The 16,108-nt window shown below is 62.4% G+C and carries 14 protein-coding genes; 10 read left to right on the top strand and 4 right to left on the bottom strand.

Annotation, left to right across the window (positions count from 1 at the left end):
* Positions 1-229 precede the first annotated feature (229 nt).
* From cysD to cysN, 3 genes are all read left to right on the top strand, one after another.
* Positions 230-1,147: a sulfate adenylyltransferase subunit CysD gene (cysD, locus tag ABE459_RS16645; protein ID WP_110991645.1), complete on the top strand. Its 918-nt coding sequence runs from the start codon at positions 230-232 to the stop codon at positions 1,145-1,147.
* A 99-nt stretch (positions 1,148-1,246) separates the two neighbouring features.
* Positions 1,247-1,588, top strand: a complete 342-nt coding sequence (locus ABE459_RS16650) for a four helix bundle protein (RefSeq protein ID WP_323830722.1) — start codon at positions 1,247-1,249, stop codon at positions 1,586-1,588.
* A 53-nt stretch (positions 1,589-1,641) separates the two neighbouring features.
* Positions 1,642-3,543 (top strand): sulfate adenylyltransferase subunit CysN, encoded by a 1,902-nt coding sequence (gene cysN, locus ABE459_RS16655; protein ID WP_323830723.1) that lies wholly within the window; start codon positions 1,642-1,644, stop codon positions 3,541-3,543.
* Positions 3,544-3,733: 190 nt separating this feature from the next.
* On the opposite strand, the gene ABE459_RS16660 is transcribed toward cysN, so the two are convergent.
* Positions 3,734-4,213: an Lrp/AsnC family transcriptional regulator gene (locus ABE459_RS16660; RefSeq protein ID WP_323830724.1), complete on the bottom strand. Its 480-nt coding sequence runs from the start codon at positions 4,211-4,213 to the stop codon at positions 3,734-3,736.
* 127 nt (positions 4,214-4,340) lie between these two features.
* Between ABE459_RS16660 and ABE459_RS16665 the strand changes: the two genes are divergently transcribed.
* Both ABE459_RS16665 and mdeB read left to right on the top strand, forming a co-directional pair.
* Positions 4,341-5,537, top strand: a complete 1,197-nt coding sequence (locus ABE459_RS16665) for a methionine gamma-lyase (protein ID WP_110991642.1) — start codon at positions 4,341-4,343, stop codon at positions 5,535-5,537.
* 36 nt (positions 5,538-5,573) lie between these two features.
* A complete protein-coding gene (gene mdeB, locus ABE459_RS16670) occupies positions 5,574-8,252 on the top strand; it encodes an alpha-ketoglutarate dehydrogenase (protein WP_323830725.1) in 2,679 nt (892 codons plus the stop codon).
* A gap of 308 nt (positions 8,253-8,560) precedes the next feature.
* Here the strand turns inward: mdeB and ABE459_RS16675 are convergent, their stop codons facing one another.
* Positions 8,561-8,998, bottom strand: coding sequence for a DUF1043 family protein (locus tag ABE459_RS16675; RefSeq protein ID WP_110991640.1), 438 nt, complete (start codon positions 8,996-8,998; stop codon positions 8,561-8,563).
* A gap of 135 nt (positions 8,999-9,133) precedes the next feature.
* On the opposite strand from ABE459_RS16675, the gene ABE459_RS16680 reads away from it, so the two are divergent.
* The 3 genes from ABE459_RS16680 to zapE all read left to right on the top strand — a co-directional run bounded on the left by ABE459_RS16680 (position 9,134) and on the right by zapE (position 12,433).
* Positions 9,134-9,769: an alpha/beta fold hydrolase gene (locus ABE459_RS16680; RefSeq protein WP_125462708.1), complete on the top strand. Its 636-nt coding sequence runs from the start codon at positions 9,134-9,136 to the stop codon at positions 9,767-9,769.
* Between the two features lie 24 nt (positions 9,770-9,793).
* Positions 9,794-11,143, top strand: coding sequence for a tryptophan--tRNA ligase (locus ABE459_RS16685; protein ID WP_323830726.1), 1,350 nt, complete (start codon positions 9,794-9,796; stop codon positions 11,141-11,143).
* Positions 11,144-11,338: 195 nt separating this feature from the next.
* Positions 11,339-12,433, top strand: a complete 1,095-nt coding sequence (gene zapE, locus ABE459_RS16690) for a cell division protein ZapE (protein ID WP_125462710.1) — start codon at positions 11,339-11,341, stop codon at positions 12,431-12,433.
* Positions 12,434-12,554: 121 nt separating this feature from the next.
* On the opposite strand, the gene ABE459_RS16695 is transcribed toward zapE, so the two are convergent.
* Entirely contained in the window at positions 12,555-13,451 is an 897-nt protein-coding gene (locus ABE459_RS16695; protein ID WP_178125866.1) for a GlxA family transcriptional regulator, read from the bottom strand.
* Positions 13,452-13,713: 262 nt separating this feature from the next.
* Positions 13,714-14,754: an NADP(H)-dependent aldo-keto reductase gene (locus ABE459_RS16700; protein WP_323830727.1), complete on the bottom strand. Its 1,041-nt coding sequence runs from the start codon at positions 14,752-14,754 to the stop codon at positions 13,714-13,716.
* A gap of 257 nt (positions 14,755-15,011) precedes the next feature.
* Here ABE459_RS16700 and rplM point away from each other — a divergent pair, with 257 nt between their 5' ends.
* Both rplM and rpsI read left to right on the top strand, forming a co-directional pair.
* A complete protein-coding gene (rplM, locus tag ABE459_RS16705) occupies positions 15,012-15,440 on the top strand; it encodes a 50S ribosomal protein L13 (protein ID WP_003260798.1) in 429 nt (142 codons plus the stop codon).
* A gap of 14 nt (positions 15,441-15,454) precedes the next feature.
* The gene (gene rpsI / locus ABE459_RS16710) at positions 15,455-15,847 is read left to right on the top strand and encodes a 30S ribosomal protein S9 (protein WP_003260797.1); all 393 of its coding nucleotides are present in this window, start codon (positions 15,455-15,457) and stop codon (positions 15,845-15,847) included.
* The last annotated feature ends 261 nt before the right edge of the window (positions 15,848-16,108 follow it).

Here is a 16,108-nt window from a genome sequence, read left to right on the forward strand (position 1 = left end):
CCCCATCCCTTTGTGTGGGTCTGTGCGGGGGCCACCCCCGCACCCCCCCCCGAAAACGCGGGGGTGGGTGGGGGATTGCCCCGCGATGCTTTTTGGCCCAAACCCCCAGTCATATCGTTAGATTGTTTCGATCTAGGCGGCCTCCTAAATAGAATCAGGTGCTGTGATAAAGTGGCTCGCTCGAACACGGCCCGCAGGCCGTCCATAAGATCGTTTTTCGTGAGTAGCCATGGTCGACAATCTGACGCACTTGAAACAGCTGGAGGCGGAGAGCATCCATATCATCCGCGAGGTGGCCGCCGAGTTCGACAACCCGGTGATGCTGTACTCGATCGGCAAGGATTCCGCGGTCATGCTGCACCTGGCGCGCAAGGCCTTCTTCCCGGGCAAGCTGCCGTTCCCGGTGATGCACGTCGACACCCAGTGGAAGTTCCAGGAGATGTACAGCTTCCGCGACAAGATGGTTGAGGAGATGGGCCTGGAGCTGATCACCCACGTCAACCCAGAGGGTGTGGCGCAGGGCATCAACCCGTTCACCCATGGCAGCTCCAAGCACACCGACATCATGAAGACCCAGGGCCTGAAACAGGCGCTGGACAAGCATGGTTTCGACGCCGCCTTCGGTGGCGCGCGTCGCGACGAAGAGAAGTCCCGCGCGAAAGAGCGCGTGTATTCGTTCCGCGACAGCAAGCACCGCTGGGACCCGAAGAACCAGCGCCCGGAGCTGTGGAATATCTACAACGGCAAGGTCAACAAGGGCGAGTCGATCCGTGTGTTCCCGCTGTCCAACTGGACCGAGCTGGACATCTGGCAGTACATCTACCTCGAAGGCATCCCGATCGTGCCGCTGTACTTCGCCGCCGAGCGTGAAGTGATCGAGAAGAACGGCACCCTGATCATGATCGACGACGAACGCATCCTCGAGCACCTCAGCGAGGAAGAGAAGGCGCGCATCGTCAAGAAGAAAGTGCGTTTCCGTACCCTGGGCTGCTACCCGTTGACGGGGGCGGTCGAGTCCGAAGCCGAGACCCTGACGGACATCATTCAGGAAATGCTCCTGACCCGCACGTCCGAGCGCCAGGGCCGCGTCATCGACCACGATGGTGCAGGCTCGATGGAAGACAAAAAACGCCAAGGCTATTTCTAAGCTTCAAGTTACAAGCGGCAAGCTGCAAGACAGAAGCAGAACGCGTAGCTTCTGAAATTTGTGGTTTGTCGCCTGCTCTGCGGGCCGGGAGCGCTCGCAGTGGATTTTGAGAAGTTGATGGTTTGGCAGAGAAGCAAGGATCTTGCGGTTGGGATGTATCAGGCTTTTGCCGATTGCCGAGACTTTGCGTTCAAGTCTCAAATCACGCGTTCTGCAGTCTCGGTACCTTCCAACATTGCGGAGGGCATGGAGCGGCAGTCATGTCGAGAAAAGGTCTGGTTCCTAAACGTAGCAAAAGCATCCTGTGCGGAATTGCGTACGCAATTGATCATCGCTGGTGAAATTGGATACGTGACTGCTGAATCGGCTAACGACTGGATTAATGAAACCCGTGAGCTCTCCAGGATGCTTGCAGGGTTGATCAACAAAATTTCTAACTAGCTGTACGCCGACAAGCTTGCTGCTTGAAGCTTACAGCTTGGAGCTTGAATGCAATGAGTCACCAATCTGATCTGATCAGCGAGGACATCCTCGCCTACCTGGCCCAGCATGAGCGTAAAGAGCTGCTGCGCTTCCTCACCTGCGGCAACGTAGACGACGGCAAGAGCACCCTGATCGGGCGCCTGCTGCACGACTCCAAGATGATCTACGAGGACCACCTCGAGGCCATCACCCGCGACTCGAAGAAGTCCGGCACCACCGGCGAGGAAGTCGACCTGGCGCTGCTGGTGGACGGCCTGCAGGCCGAGCGCGAGCAGGGCATCACCATCGATGTCGCCTACCGCTACTTCTCTACCGCCAAGCGCAAGTTCATCATCGCCGACACCCCGGGCCACGAGCAGTACACCCGCAACATGGCCACCGGCGCCTCGACCTGCGACCTGGCGATCATCCTGGTCGATGCCCGCTACGGCGTGCAGACCCAGACCCGCCGGCACAGCTACATCGCCTCGTTGCTGGGCATCAAGCACATCGTCGTCGCGGTCAACAAGATGGACCTCAAGGGCTTCGACGAGCAGGTCTTCGAGTCGATCAAGGCCGACTACCTGAAGTTCGCCGAGAGCATCAACCTCAAGCCATCGAGCCTGCACTTCGTGCCGATGTCGGCGCTCAAGGGCGACAACGTGGTCAACCGCAGCGAGCAATCGCCGTGGTACACCGGCCCGGTGCTGATGGAAATCCTCGAGTCCGTCGAGATCGCCGCCGACCGCAATGTCACCGACCTGCGCTTCCCGGTGCAGTACGTCAACCGCCCGAACCTGAACTTCCGCGGCTTTGCCGGCACCATCGCCGGTGGCGTGGTGCACAAGGGCGACGAGATCGTCGTGCTGCCGTCGGGCAAGAGCAGCCGGGTCAAGTCCATCGTCACCTTCGAAGGTGAGCTGGAGAACGCCGGCCCTGGCCAGGCAGTGACCTTGACCATGGAAGACGAGATCGACATCTCCCGTGGCGACCTGCTGGTGCATGCCGACAACGTGCCGCAGGTGACCGACCAGTTCGACGCCATGCTGGTGTGGATGGCCGAGGAGCCGATGCTCCCAGGCAAGAAATACGACATCAAGCGCGCCACCAGCTACGTGCCGGGCTCGATTGCCAGCATCACCCACAAGGTCGATGTGAACACCCTCGAGCAGTGCGCCGCCAGCGCGCTGCAGCTGAACGAGATCGGTCGCGTCAGGGTCGCCCTGGACAGCGCCATCGCCCTGGATGGTTACGACAGCAACCGCACCACTGGTGCGTTCATCGTCATCGACCGCCTGACCAACGGCACCGTCGGCGCCGGCATGATCATCGCGCCGCCGGTACTGCCCCACGGCAGCGCCGGCCAGCATGGCAAGCTGGCCCACGTGGCCACCGAAGAGCGCGCCCTGCGCTTTGGCCAGCAGCCGGCCACCGTGCTGTTCAGCGGCCTCTCCGGCGCCGGCAAGAGCACCCTGGCCTATGCGGTGGAGCGCAAGCTGTTCGACATGGGCCGCGCGGTGTACGTGCTCGATGGCCAGAACCTGCGTCACGACCTGAACAAGGGCCTGCCGCAGGACCGCGCGGGCCGCACCGAGAACTGGCGCCGCGCCGCCCATGTGGCGCGCCAGTTCAACGAAGCCGGCCTGCTGACCCTGGCCGCCTTCGTTGCCCCGGACGCCGAAGGCCGCGAGCAGGCCAAGGCGCTGATCGGCAAAGAGCGCCTGGTGACCGTCTATGTCCAGGCCTCGCCGCTGGCCTGCCGCGAGCGAGACCCGCAGGGCCTGTATGCCGCCGGTGGCGACAACATCCCGGGCGAAAGCTTCCCGTACGACGTGCCGCTGGATGCGGACCTGGTGATCGACACCCAGTCGGTCAGCGTCGATGAAGGCGTGAAGCTGGTGCTGGATGTGCTGCGTCAGCGTGGGGCGATCTGATCCGTCGTCGTGCATGAAAAACCCGCTTCGGCGGGTTTTTTCTTTTGTGGACGGTGTGCCTGTGGGAGCGGGTTTTGAGTTCGGCGCGGTCCTGTGGGAGCGGGCTTGCCCCGCGATCATGGACGAAGTCCATGCCATGCAAGCGGTTGCCTGGGCTGGCTTTATCGCGGGGCAAGCCCGCTCCCACGCTCTAGATATGCTTTTCCGTAACGGGGATGACTCTGCGCTCCTTCACCGCCTTGTACGAAAAACTCGAGTAGATCTCCTTCACCCCCGGCAACCGCTGCAGCACCTCGCGGGTGAATTCGCCAAACGACTCCAGATCGCGCGCCAGGATCTCCAGCAAGAAGTCATAGCGCCCGGAAATGTTGTGGCAGGCGACGATCTCGGGGATTTCCATCAGCCGCCTCTCGAACGCCAGGGCGATCTCCTTGGTGTGCGAGTCCATCATGATGCTGACGAAGGCGGTGACCCCAAAACCCAGCGATTTGGGCGACAGAATGGCCTGGTAGCCGGTGATGTAGCCGTTGTCCTCCAGCAACTTGACCCGCCGCCAGCACGGCGAAGTGGTCAGGGCGACCTGGTCGGCAAGTTCGGAGACGGTCAGGCGCGCGTTATCCTGCAGGGCGGCGAGCAGGGCGCGGTCGGTGCGGTCGAGGGTCGAAGGCATGATTTGCCCTCCTGGTTAACCATTTATTGTTTTTATTCCAATACTGGCCCGATTGCGTGGGCAACTTTGGAAAAATTGCAGCAGCTCGGTGGCATAAGCTTATAACAAACCACACGAGGCTGTTGCCATGCGCGACTCCAATAACAACACCGGTTTTTCCACCCGAGCGATCCACTACGGCTACGACCCGCTGTCCCATGGCGGTGCCCTGGTGCCGCCGGTCTACCAGACCGCCACCTTCGCTTTTCCGACCGTCGAATACGGTGCTGCCTGCTTTGCCGGCGAGGAGGGTGGGCACTTCTACAGCCGAATCTCCAACCCGACCCTGGCCTTGCTGGAGCAGCGCATGGCGTCGCTCGAAGGCGGCGAGGCCGGGCTGGCGCTGGCTTCGGGCATGGGCGCCATCACCTCCACCTTGTGGACCTTGCTACGCCCGGGGGATGAGCTGATCGTCGGCCGCACCCTGTATGGCTGCACCTTTGCCTACTTGCACCACGGCATCGGTGAGTTCGGTGTGAAGATCCAGCATGTCGACCTCAACGACCCGCAGGCGCTAAAAGCCGCGATCACCGCGAAAACCCGGATGATCTACTTCGAGACCCCGGCCAACCCCAACATGCAGTTGGTGGATATCGCCGCCGTGGCCGAGGCGGTGCGTGGCCACGACATCAGCATCGTGGTCGACAATACTTACTGCACCCCTTATCTGCAGCGCCCTCTGGAACTGGGCGCCGACCTGGTGGTGCACTCGGCGACCAAATACCTGTCCGGCCACGGCGACATCACTGCCGGCCTGGTGGTCGGGCGCAAGGCGTTGGTCGACCGCATCCGCCTGCAAGGCCTCAAGGACATGACCGGCGCGGTGCTGTCGCCCCACGACGCCTCGCTGCTGATGCGTGGCATGAAGACCCTGGCCCTGCGCCTGGACCGCCATTGCGCCAATGCCCAGCGCTTGGCCGAGCACCTTGCCCGCCAGCCACAGGTCGAGCTGATCCATTACCCAGGCCTGCCGTCGTTCCCTCAGTACGCATTGGCGCAACGGCAGATGCGCTTGCCGGGCGGGATGATCGCCTTCGAGCTTAAGGGTGGCATCGAGGCCGGGCGCCGATTCATGAATGCATTGCAGCTGTTCAGCCGGGCGGTGAGCCTGGGGGACGCCGAGTCGCTGGCCCAGCACCCGGCGAGCATGACCCACTCCAGCTACACCCCCGAGGAGCGGGCGCACCATGGTATTTCCGAGGGGCTGGTGCGGTTGTCGGTGGGGCTCGAAGACATCGACGACTTGCTGGCCGATATCGACCAGGCCCTGAAGGCCTGTGCCTGAACTGCCACGGAAGAGGCTTGCGCGATGGTAGCGATGATGAACCCAAACGCGCCGTTTACGGCCCACGATGCTGCGTTGGACAGCGACCCGGCGGAAACCGCCGAATGGTGCCAGGCCCTGGAATCCAGCCTGGCCCATTGCGGCCCGGCGCGGGCGCGCTACCTGCTGCAGCGCCTGCAGGCCCATGCCCTGGAGCTGGGCCTTGAGCGCGAGGCCCAGGCGTTTTCCGCCTACCGCAATACCTTGCCGGTGGAGCAGCAGGGGGCCTACCCCGGCGACCTGGAGCTGGACGAGCGGATCACCGCTATCCTGCGCTGGAACGCCCTGGCCATGGTGGTGCGGGCCAACCATGCCTATGGCGAACTGGGCGGGCATATCGCCAGCTACGCCTCGGCGGCGGAGATCTTCGAGGTCGGTTTCCAGCACTTCTTCCGCGGCGAAAGCGGCGGCGAGGGGCGCACGGGCGACCTGGTGTTCTTCCAGCCGCACTCGGCGCCGGGTATTTATGCCCGGGCGTTTCTCGAGGGACGTTTGAGCGAACAGCAACTGGCCAACTACCGCCAGGAGGTCGCGGGCAATGGCCTGTGCTCTTATCCACACCCCTGGCTGATGCCCGATTTCTGGCAATTCCCCACCGGCTCCATGGGCATCGGCCCGCTCAGTGCGATCTACCAGGCGCGCTTCATGCGCTACCTGCAGCATCGTGGCCTGCTGGACACCTCGGCGCGGCATGTGTGGGGCGTGTTCGGTGACGGCGAGATGGACGAGCCGGAGTCCATCGCCGGCCTGACCTTGGCCGCCCGTGAAGGGCTGGACAACCTGACCTTCATCGTCAACTGCAACCTGCAACGCCTGGATGGCCCGGTGCGAGGCAACGGCCAGATCGTCCAGGAGCTGGAAGCGCTGTTCAGCGGTGCCGGCTGGAATGTGATCAAGGTGCTGTGGGGCTCGGAGTGGGACGCGCTGTTCGCCCGCGACCACGAGCACGCGTTGCTGCGCCAGCTGGCGGCAACACCCGATGGCCAGTTCCAGAACCTGGGCGCCAAGGATGGCAGCTACAACCTCGAGCATTTCTTCAACCAGGACCCGGCCTTGCAGCGCCTGGTGGCGCATATGAGCAGCGAGCAGATCAACGCCCTCAAGCGCGGCGGCCATGACTTTCGCAAGCTGCACGCGGCCTATGCCGCCGCCAAGGCGTGCAAGGGCCGGCCGACGGTGATCCTGGCCAAGACCAAGAAGGGCTACGGCATGAGCAGCGCCGGTGAGTCACGGATGACTGCGCACCAGGCCAAGAAGCTGGATGTGCAGGCGCTGTTGGCATTCCGCGATCGTTTCCACCTGCCGCTGTCGGACGATGCGGTGGAGCAACTGCGCTTCTATCGCCCCGCCGAGGACAGCCCGGAGATGGTCTACCTGCGCCAGCGCCGGGCAGCTCTTGGCGGCCCTCTGCCGATGCGCCGCAGCGACTGTGCCACGCTGCCACTGCCGGCGCTCGATGCCTTCGCAGGTTTCGCCCTGCAGGCCGACGGCAAGGAAATGTCCACCACCATGGCCGCCGTGCGCCTGCTCGGTCACTGGCTCAAGGCCCCGGGGCTGGGGCCGCGTGTGGTGCCGATCGTCGCCGATGAGGCGCGAACCTTCGGCATGGCCAGCCTGTTCCGCCAGATTGGTATCTACTCACCGGCGGGGCAGCGCTACGAGCCTGAGGATGCGGGCTCGCTGCTGACGTACAAGGAGGCGCGCGACGGCCAGTTGCTGGAAGAGGGCATCACCGAGGCCGGGGCGATCTCGTCCTGGGTCGCGGCCGCCACTTCCTATGCGGTTCACGGCGAGCCGATGTTGCCGGTGTACATCTATTACTCGATGTTCGGTTTCCAGCGTGTCGGCGACCTGATCTGGGCCGCTGCCGACCAGCGTGCCCGTGGCCTGTTGCTGGGCGCCACTGCCGGGCGCACCACGCTCGGCGGTGAGGGGTTGCAACACCAGGATGGCTCGAGCCTGGTCATGGCTTCGATGGTGCCCAACTGCCGGGCCTGGGATCCGTGCTTCGCCGGGGAGCTGGCGGTGATCCTCGACCATGCCGCACGGCGCATGCTGGTGGAACAATGCGACGAGTTCCATTACGTGGCGGTCATGAACGAAAACTATCCACAGCCATCGCTACCGCCTGGCGTGCACGGCGATGTGTTGCGCGGCATGTACCTGCACGCACGGCAGCAATCAGTGAAGCCGCGTGCTCAGGTGCGGCTGCTGGGGTCGGGGGCGATCCTGTGCGAAGTGATCAAAGCCAGTGAACTGCTGGCGACCGAATGGCAGGTCGACAGCGAGGTGTTCAGTGTCACCAGCTTCAGTGAGCTGGCCCGCGAGGCCAGGGATCATCGTCGGGCTGCGATAGCCGGAGATGTGGAAGACAGCCATGTGCGGCGCTGCCTCGAAGGCGATGCGCCTGTCATCGCCGCCAGTGACTATGTGCGCGCCTGGCCGCAGTTGATTGCCGAATATGTGGATGCGCCATACATCACCCTGGGCACCGATGGCTTCGGCCGCAGCGATTCCCGTCGGCATCTGCGGCGGTTCTTCGAGGTGGATCGGTTTGCGGTGGTGATGGCGGCGCTCTACAGCCTGGTACGGCAGGGTACCTTGCCGCAAGCCGTGCTTGAGCAGGCGAGCCAGCGGTATGGGTTACACCGCGAGGACGCCTCCTGGTATCGCTGATTCCCGCGGGATTTGCAGTTGAGCCCGCTGCGACAGTGGTGCCCTTTGAGTCGGGGGTTTTCCCTCTGCTGCGGTTCGGCAGGTCAAGGCATCCTGATCGAACTGGCCATGTGGCCAGCTTATTGAAAAGGAATATTGACCATGAATGCCGCGATCAAAGTTGTAGCGCTGACCCCGTGCCTTGCCAACTATGGTGACGATGAAAATGTGCTGCCATGGCGCAAGCCATGACCTGATTGCTGTGCTTCGCACAGTTTTTCAGGCATATGAAAAAGGCCTCTGACGAGGCCTTTTTCATATCATGCGGATCAACGCTTGAGGCCGTAGCTCTCATCCAGCATACCCGGCGAGTTTGGTGCTTTCGGCGCGTAGTCACGCGGCACTTCGGCGGTGTCTTTCGGTGGCGTGAGGCGGTCACGTGGTGCTTGCGCCGCTTCCGAATGCAGGGCGGCCAGCAGGCGCTGGCGGGTCAGCTCGTCGAGTGCCAGGCGATTGGCGCCGTCGGCCAGGTGGTCCTGCACGTCCTGGTAGCTTTGCGTGAGCTTCTGCACCAGCGAGGCGGTGCTGTTGAAGTGGGTGACCACTTCGTTCTGATAGGTGTCGAAACGCTGCTGGATGTCATCCAGTTGGCGTTGAGTATTGCTGGGCGCCGCATTGGGCAGCAGGCGGGCCAGCGCGAAACCTGCAACGACACCGATGACCAGGGCCAGGGTCGGCAGCAACCAAACAAGGAGCGAGTGTTCCACGAGTCCTTCCTCTATAAACGGCTTTGCTTTACGTTAACGGCTCAGACCTGCGCTGTATACCGCGAGCAATCGCAAATCAGAACAGAATTCCTTTGCTAGACGAGTCGACCCTCCCCGAGGTCACGGAGTAGTGCCTTGCTTATCCGCGAAACACCCTTGTTCATCGATGGCCCGTGCGGCCAGTTGGAAGCCTTGTACCTGGACGTGGCCGAGGCCCGTGGCGCGGTGCTGATCTGCCATCCCAACCCGGTCCAGGGCGGCACCATGCTCAACAAGGTGGTTTCGACCCTGCAACGTACCGCCCGGGACGCCGGCTACGTCACCCTGCGCTTCAACTACCGCGGCGTCGGCCAGAGCGCCGGCAGCCATGACATGGGGGCCGGTGAAGTGGCCGACGCCCAGGCTGCCGCGGCCTGGCTGCGCGAGCAGCACCCGCAACTGCCGTTGGTGCTGATGGGCTTCTCCTTCGGTGGCTTCGTCGCCGCCAGCCTGGCCGGGCGCCTGGAAGCCGACGGCATCGCGTTGCAGCAGCTGTTCATGATCGCCCCGGCGGTGATGCGCCTGAGCGAGCAGTTCCCGATGCCTGAGCGGGTCACACTGACGGTCGTGCAGCCGGACACCGACGAAGTGGTCGAGCCGCAGCTGGTCTACGATTGGTCCGCCGCCCTGTCGCGCCCCCATGAGCTGCTGAAAGTGGCAGAATGCGGACACTTCTTCCATGGCAAGCTGACCGATCTGAAGGATCTGCTGCTGCCGCGCCTTTCGAACTGAGCAAGCCTGAACAAGCGAACACCCATGACTACGCGCATCCTCACCGGTATCACCACCACCGGCACCCCGCACCTGGGCAACTACGCCGGCGCCATCCGCCCGGCTATCCTCGCCAGCCAGCAGCCCGGTGCCGACTCGTTCTATTTCCTGGCCGACTACCACGCCCTGATCAAGTGCGACGACCCGCTGCGCATCCAGCGTTCGCGCCTGGAGATCGCCGCCACCTGGCTGGCCGGCGGCCTGGACCCGGACAAGGTGACTTTCTACCGTCAGTCCGACATCCCCGAGATCCCCGAACTGACCTGGCTGCTCACCTGCGTTGCCGCCAAGGGCCTGCTCAACCGCGCCCACGCCTACAAGGCGTCGGTGGACAAGAACGTCGAAAACGGTGAAGACCCGGACGCCGGCGTGACCATGGGGCTGTTCAGCTATCCGGTGCTGATGGCTGCCGACATCCTGATGTTCAACGCGCACAAGGTGCCGGTCGGCCGCGACCAGATCCAGCACGTGGAGATGGCCCGCGACATCGGCCAGCGCTTCAACCACCTGTTCGGCCAGGGCAAGGACTTCTTCGCCTTGCCGGAGGCGGTGATCGAGGAAAGCGTGGCCACCTTGCCGGGCCTGGACGGGCGCAAGATGTCCAAGAGCTACGACAACACCATCCCGCTGTTCACCAGCGCCAAGGACATGAAGGACGCGATCTCGCGCATCGTCACCGACTCGCGCGCCCCGGGCGAAGCCAAAGACCCGGACAATTCGCACCTGTTCACCCTGTTCCAGGCCTTCTCGACGCCGGCGCAATGCGCCGAGTTCCGCGAAGAGCTGCTCCAGGGCCTGGGCTGGGGCGAGGCCAAGCAGCGCCTGTTCCAGCTGCTTGACGGCCAGCTGGCCGAGAAGCGCGATCACTATCACCAGTTGATCTCGCGCCCGTCGGACCTGGAAGACATCCTGCTGGCCGGTGCCGCCAAGGCGCGCAAGAGCGCCACGCCGTTCCTCGAGCAGCTGCGCGAGGCGGTGGGCTTGCGTTCGTTCCGTACCAGCGTGCAGACCAACACCGAAGTGAAGAAAAAGGCCGCCAAGAGCGCGCGTTTCGTCAGCTTCCGTGACGAAGACGGCAGCTTCCGCTTCCGCTTGCTGGCCGCCGATGGCGAGCAACTGCTGCTGTCGCGTCGCTTTGCCGATGGCAAGAGCGCAGGTGCGGTAAGCAAACAGCTGCAGCAAGGTGGCGAGGCCGATGTGCGGGTCGAGGGCTTGAGCTTCAGCCTGTGGCTGGAAGGCGAGCAGGTGGCCGAGGGGCCGCAGTTCGACAGCGCCGAGGCCCGTGACGCGGCGGTCCAGAGCTTGCACGAAGCGTTGCAACCCGCCCAGGAGTAAGGGCTTTCGTGGGAGCGGGCTTGCCCCGCGATTTGCGTTGGAGCATGCAACGATGCTTAGTTTTCCGACGCTATCGCGGGGCAAGCCCGCTCCCACGAGGTTGATTCCTGCGCGCATTGGTCGCATGTATCATTGCCATTAAGCGGGCCGGTCGCTACAGTGACGGCCCGTTTTTTGTTGCCTCGCTAACGAATTATGACTCCCTTAGAACGCTATCAAGCCGATCTGAAACGCCCCGACTTCTTCCATGACGCGGCGCAGGAAACTGCGGTGCGTCACCTGCAGCGTCTGTACGACGATCTGGTACACGCGCAGAACAACAAGCCGGGCGTGTTCGGCAAGCTGTTCGGCAAGAAGGAGCAGACTCCGGTAAAGGGCCTGTACTTCTGGGGTGGGGTAGGGCGAGGCAAGACTTACCTGGTCGACACCTTCTACGAGGCGCTGCCGTTCAAGCAGAAGATGCGCACGCACTTCCACCGCTTCATGAAGCGTGTGCACGAGGAGATGAAAACCCTCAAGGGCGAGAAGAACCCGCTGACCATCATCGCCAAGCGTTTCAGCGATGAAGCCCGGGTCATCTGCTTCGACGAATTCTTCGTCTCCGACATCACCGATGCGATGATCCTCGGCACCCTGATGGAAGAGCTGTTCAAGAACGGCGTGTCGCTGGTGGCCACCTCCAACATCGTCCCGGACGGCCTGTACAAGGACGGCTTGCAGCGTGCGCGCTTCCTGCCGGCCATCGCCATGATCAAGCAGTACACCGATGTGGTGAACGTCGACAGTGGCGTGGATTATCGTCTGCGTCATCTGGAGCAAGCTGAGCTGTTCCACTTCCCGCTCAACGATGCCGCCCACCAGAGCCTGCGCGCAAGCTTCAAGGCGTTGACGCCGGAGTGCACCCAGGCGGTCGAGAACGACGTGCTGATGATCGAGAACCGCCCGATCACCGCCCTGCGTACCTGCGACGACGTGGCCTGGTTCGACTTCCGCGCCCTGTGCGACGGCCCGCGCAGCCAGAACGACTACATCGAACTGGGCAAGATCTTCCATGCCGTGCTGCTGAGCAACGTCGAGCAGATGGGGGTGGCGACCGATGACATCGCCCGGCGCTTCATCAACATGGTCGACGAGTTCTACGACCGGAACGTGAAGCTGATCATCTCGGCTGAGGTGGAGCTCAAGGACCTGTATACCGGCGGGCGCCTGAGCTTCGAGTTCCAGCGCACCCTGAGCCGCTTGCTGGAGATGCAGTCCCACGAGTTCCTGGCGCGGGCGCACAAGCCCTGAAGGCAGCGGCAAGCTTCAAGCTGCAAGCCACAAGAAAAAGCCAGAGCAGATCGCGTACTGCTCTGGCTTTTTTGCTTTTTCTTGCAGCTTGCAGCTTGAAACTTGCCGCTGCAGGAGGCCTTCAGGCCTCCTGCATGAACTGCTGGCGATACTGGTTCGGCGACAGTTCGGTGTGCTGGCGGAACAACCGCGCAAAGAAGCTCGCGTCGTCGTACCCCACCTCATAGCTGATGGTCTTGATGCTCTTGCGCGAGCTCGACAGCAAGCCCTTGGCCGTCTCGATGCGCAGGCGCTGCAGGTAGTGCAGCGGCTTGTCACCGGTGGCGCTCTGGAAGCGGCGCATGAAGTTGCGGATGCTCATGCCGTGGTTGCGGGCCACGTCCTCGAAGCGGAACTTGTCGGCGAAGTGCTCTTCGAGCCAGTGCTGGATCTGCAGGATGATCAGGTCCTGGTGCAGTTTCTGCCCACCGAAGCCCATGCGCCCGGGCGTGTAGCTGCGCTGCACTTCGTAGAGGATGTCGCGGGCCACTGCACGGGCCACGTTGGCGCCGCAGAAACGCTCGATCAGGTAGATATACAGGTCGCAGGCCGAGGTGGTGCCACCGGCGCAGTACAGGTTGTCGGCGTCGGTCAGGTGCTTGTCCTGATTCAGCCGCACCTTGGGGAAGCGCTCCTCGAAGCTGCCGAAGAAGCGCCAGTAGGTGGTCGCCTCCTTGCCGTCCAGCAGCCCGGACTCGGCCAGCCAGAACACGCCGCTGGCCTCGGCACACAGCACTGCGCCGCGTGCGTGCTGCGCGCGCAGCCAGGGCAAGACCTGAGGGTAGCGTTGCAGCAGGTTGTCGAAATCGTCCCAGAAGGCCGGGAGGATGATCACATCGGCATCGTTCAGGCCGCTGTCGACCGGCAGCTGCACATTGCTGAAACTGTCCACGGGCAGGCCGTCCGGGCTCACCAGGGCGATCTCGAACATCGGCTGCAGGCCGAGGCCCAGTTGCTTGCTGTAGCGCAGGCTGGCCAGGTGGAAGAAGTCCTTGGCCTGCATCAGTGTCGAAGCGAACACTTTATCAATGGCCAGGATGCTGACGCGCCGCAGCGACGCGGGGGGTTGGGTAAACATCATTGTCATTGTTCTTATAGGGTAGAGTGGTCAATCACCGGCTGGATCGTCTTATGTTTTGGGGCGAGCTGCAAGCTTCAAGCTGCAAGCCACAAGAAAAAGCCAATCAATACGCGATCTGCGCTTTTTCTTGTGGCTTGCAGCTTGAAGCTTGCAGCTGCTTTCACGGCGCTGGATTCGGCTGCTCCTGATGGATTGCCTCGATTGCCGCCAGCAGTTCATCACTCAGGTTCAGGCCCTGGCTATCGATGTTGCTCTGCAACTGCTCGAGGGTGGTCGCACCGATGATATTGCTGGTCACGAAGGGTTGCCGGGTGACGAACGCCAGGGCCATCTGCGCCGGGTCCAGGCCGTGGTCGCGGGCCAGTTGCACATAGCGGCTGCAGGCCGCCACGGTCTGCGGATTGGAGTAACGGGCGAAGCGGCTGAACAGGGTCAGGCGGGCGTTTTCCGGACGGGCGCCGTTTTCGTACTTGCCCGAGAGCATGCCGAAGGCCAACGGCGAGTAGGCCAGCAGGCCGCACTGTTCGCGAATCGCCACTTCCGCCAGGCCCACTTCGAAGCTGCGGTTGAGCAGGTTGTAGGGGTTCTGGATCGACACCGCCCGCGGCCAGCCACGGGCCTCGGCCAGTTGCAGGAACTTCATGGTGCCCCATGGGGTTTCGTTGGACAGGCCAATATGGCGGATCTTGCCGGCGCTCACCTGCTCGTCGAGCACTTCGAGGGTTTCTTCAAGCGGCGTGAACATGTCGTTGGGCAGGTGCTGGTAGCCCAGCTTGCCAAAGAAGTTGGTGCTGCGTTCGGGCCAGTGAAGTTGGTACAGGTCGATGCGGTCGGTTTGCAGGCGCGCAAGGCTTGCATCGAGTGCGGCAGCGATGTGCTGGCGGTTGTGCTTGAGCTGGCCATCGCGGATGTGGCTGATGCCGTTGCCGGGGCCGGCCACCTTGCTGGCTAGCAACCAGTCGTCGCGATCGCCGTTGGCCCGGAACCAGTTACCGATGATGCGTTCGGTGGCGGCATAGGTTTCCGGGCGCGGCGGCACCGGGTACATCTCGGCGGTGTCGATGAAGTTGATGCCGGCGGCCTTGGCCAGCTTGATCTGGGCGAAGGCGTCATCCTGGGTGTTCTGCTCGCCCCAGGTCATGGTGCCCAGGCAAAGGGCGCTGACGTTGAGGTCGGTACGACCGAGCTTGCGGTATTCCATCGAAAGGACGCTCCAGGCAAAGAAGCCCATAAAAGCAGGTTGAAATTTTTCGCGCAATCTGGATAATTCTGCAGCTCTTCGCGTGGCGGAAGTGATGCACCACCACGAATGAAGAACCTTTGTCGAACATTGGCGTGCCCGACCCGAGCCCCCAAAAGCGTCAGCGTTCGGCTGCGCGTTTGCCCTTGGCAAGCCGTGCACTATCCAGTAAGATTCGCCGTCTATTTTTCGCTGGGCGGCCTCTGAGGCTTTAGAGAATGAAAACTTTTACTGCTAAACCGGAAACAGTAAAGCGCGAGTGGTTCGTAGTCGACGCCGCTGGTCAGACCCTGGGTCGTCTGGCTACCGAAATCGCTAGCCGCCTGCGTGGCAAGCACAAGCCAGAATACACCCCTCACGTTGACACCGGCGACTACATCGTCGTCATCAACGCCGAGCAGGTTCGTGTGACTGGTGCCAAGTCTTCCGACAAGATGTACTACTCCCACTCCGGCTTCCCGGGCGGTATCAAGGAAATCAACTTCGAGAAGTTGATCGCCAAGGCCCCTGAGCGTGTCATCGAAACCGCGGTCAAAGGCATGCTGCCGAAGAACCCGCTGGGTCGCGACATGTACCGCAAGCTGAAAGTGTACGCGGGTGCTGCTCACCCTCACACTGCTCAGCAGCCTCAAGAACTGAAGATCTAACGGGATAGTTCATTATGTCGGCGACTCAAAACTACGGCACTGGCCGTCGCAAGACCGCAACCGCTCGCGTTTTCCTGCGTCCTGGTACCGGTAACATCTCCATCAACAACCGTTCCCTGGACGTGTTCTTCGGCCGCGAAACCGCTCGCATGGTTGTTCGCCAGCCGCTGGAACTGACCGAGACCGTTGAGAAGTTCGACATCTACGTCACCGTTTCCGGTGGTGGTGTCAGCGGTCAGGCCGGTGCGATCCGCCACGGTATCACCCGCGCCCTGATGGAATACGACGAAACCCTGCGTGGCGCTCTGCGTCGTGCTGGCTACGTCACCCGCGACGCTCGTGAAGTCGAGCGTAAGAAAGTGGGTCTGCGTAAAGCGCGTAAGCGTCCTCAGTACTCCAAGCGTTAATTTCGCTTCGGCAGTCGAAGAAGCCCGGTTCCTTTGGAACCGGGCTTTTTTTATGGCTTGAACTAACCTGTCAGCAGTCGGTGGGCACTTGTCGTATAGACGCAGATCAAGCAAAGCGAGGGTTGTAGCCCGACGAGCGGGTAATCACCTTGTCAGTGTGTGGATTTGTTTCTTACCATGGCGGCCAATTTTTAGTGCCACAGACGTACCTAAGTAGATGCCTGTTCAAACAGGCCAAGCAAGCTGATGGGAGAGGACTGA

It is taken from the genome of Pseudomonas sp. TWI923 (genome assembly GCF_039673365.1).
GTDB lineage: Bacteria > Pseudomonadota > Gammaproteobacteria > Pseudomonadales > Pseudomonadaceae > Aquipseudomonas > Aquipseudomonas sichuanensis.

Coding starts and splice junctions, on each gene's coding strand:
- cysD (WP_110991645.1), top strand. CDS start 230: ATGGTCGACAATCTGACGCACTTGAAACAGCTGGAGGCGGAGAGCATC.
- cysN (WP_323830723.1), top strand. CDS start 1,642: ATGAGTCACCAATCTGATCTGATCAGCGAGGACATCCTCGCCTACCTG.
- ABE459_RS16660 (WP_323830724.1), bottom strand. CDS start 4,213: ATGCCTTCGACCCTCGACCGCACCGACCGCGCCCTGCTCGCCGCCCTG.
- ABE459_RS16665 (WP_110991642.1), top strand. CDS start 4,341: ATGCGCGACTCCAATAACAACACCGGTTTTTCCACCCGAGCGATCCAC.
- mdeB (WP_323830725.1), top strand. CDS start 5,574: ATGAACCCAAACGCGCCGTTTACGGCCCACGATGCTGCGTTGGACAGC.
- ABE459_RS16685 (WP_323830726.1), top strand. CDS start 9,794: ATGACTACGCGCATCCTCACCGGTATCACCACCACCGGCACCCCGCAC.
- zapE (WP_125462710.1), top strand. CDS start 11,339: ATGACTCCCTTAGAACGCTATCAAGCCGATCTGAAACGCCCCGACTTC.
- ABE459_RS16700 (WP_323830727.1), bottom strand. CDS start 14,754: ATGGAATACCGCAAGCTCGGTCGTACCGACCTCAACGTCAGCGCCCTT.
- rplM (WP_003260798.1), top strand. CDS start 15,012: ATGAAAACTTTTACTGCTAAACCGGAAACAGTAAAGCGCGAGTGGTTC.
- rpsI (WP_003260797.1), top strand. CDS start 15,455: ATGTCGGCGACTCAAAACTACGGCACTGGCCGTCGCAAGACCGCAACC.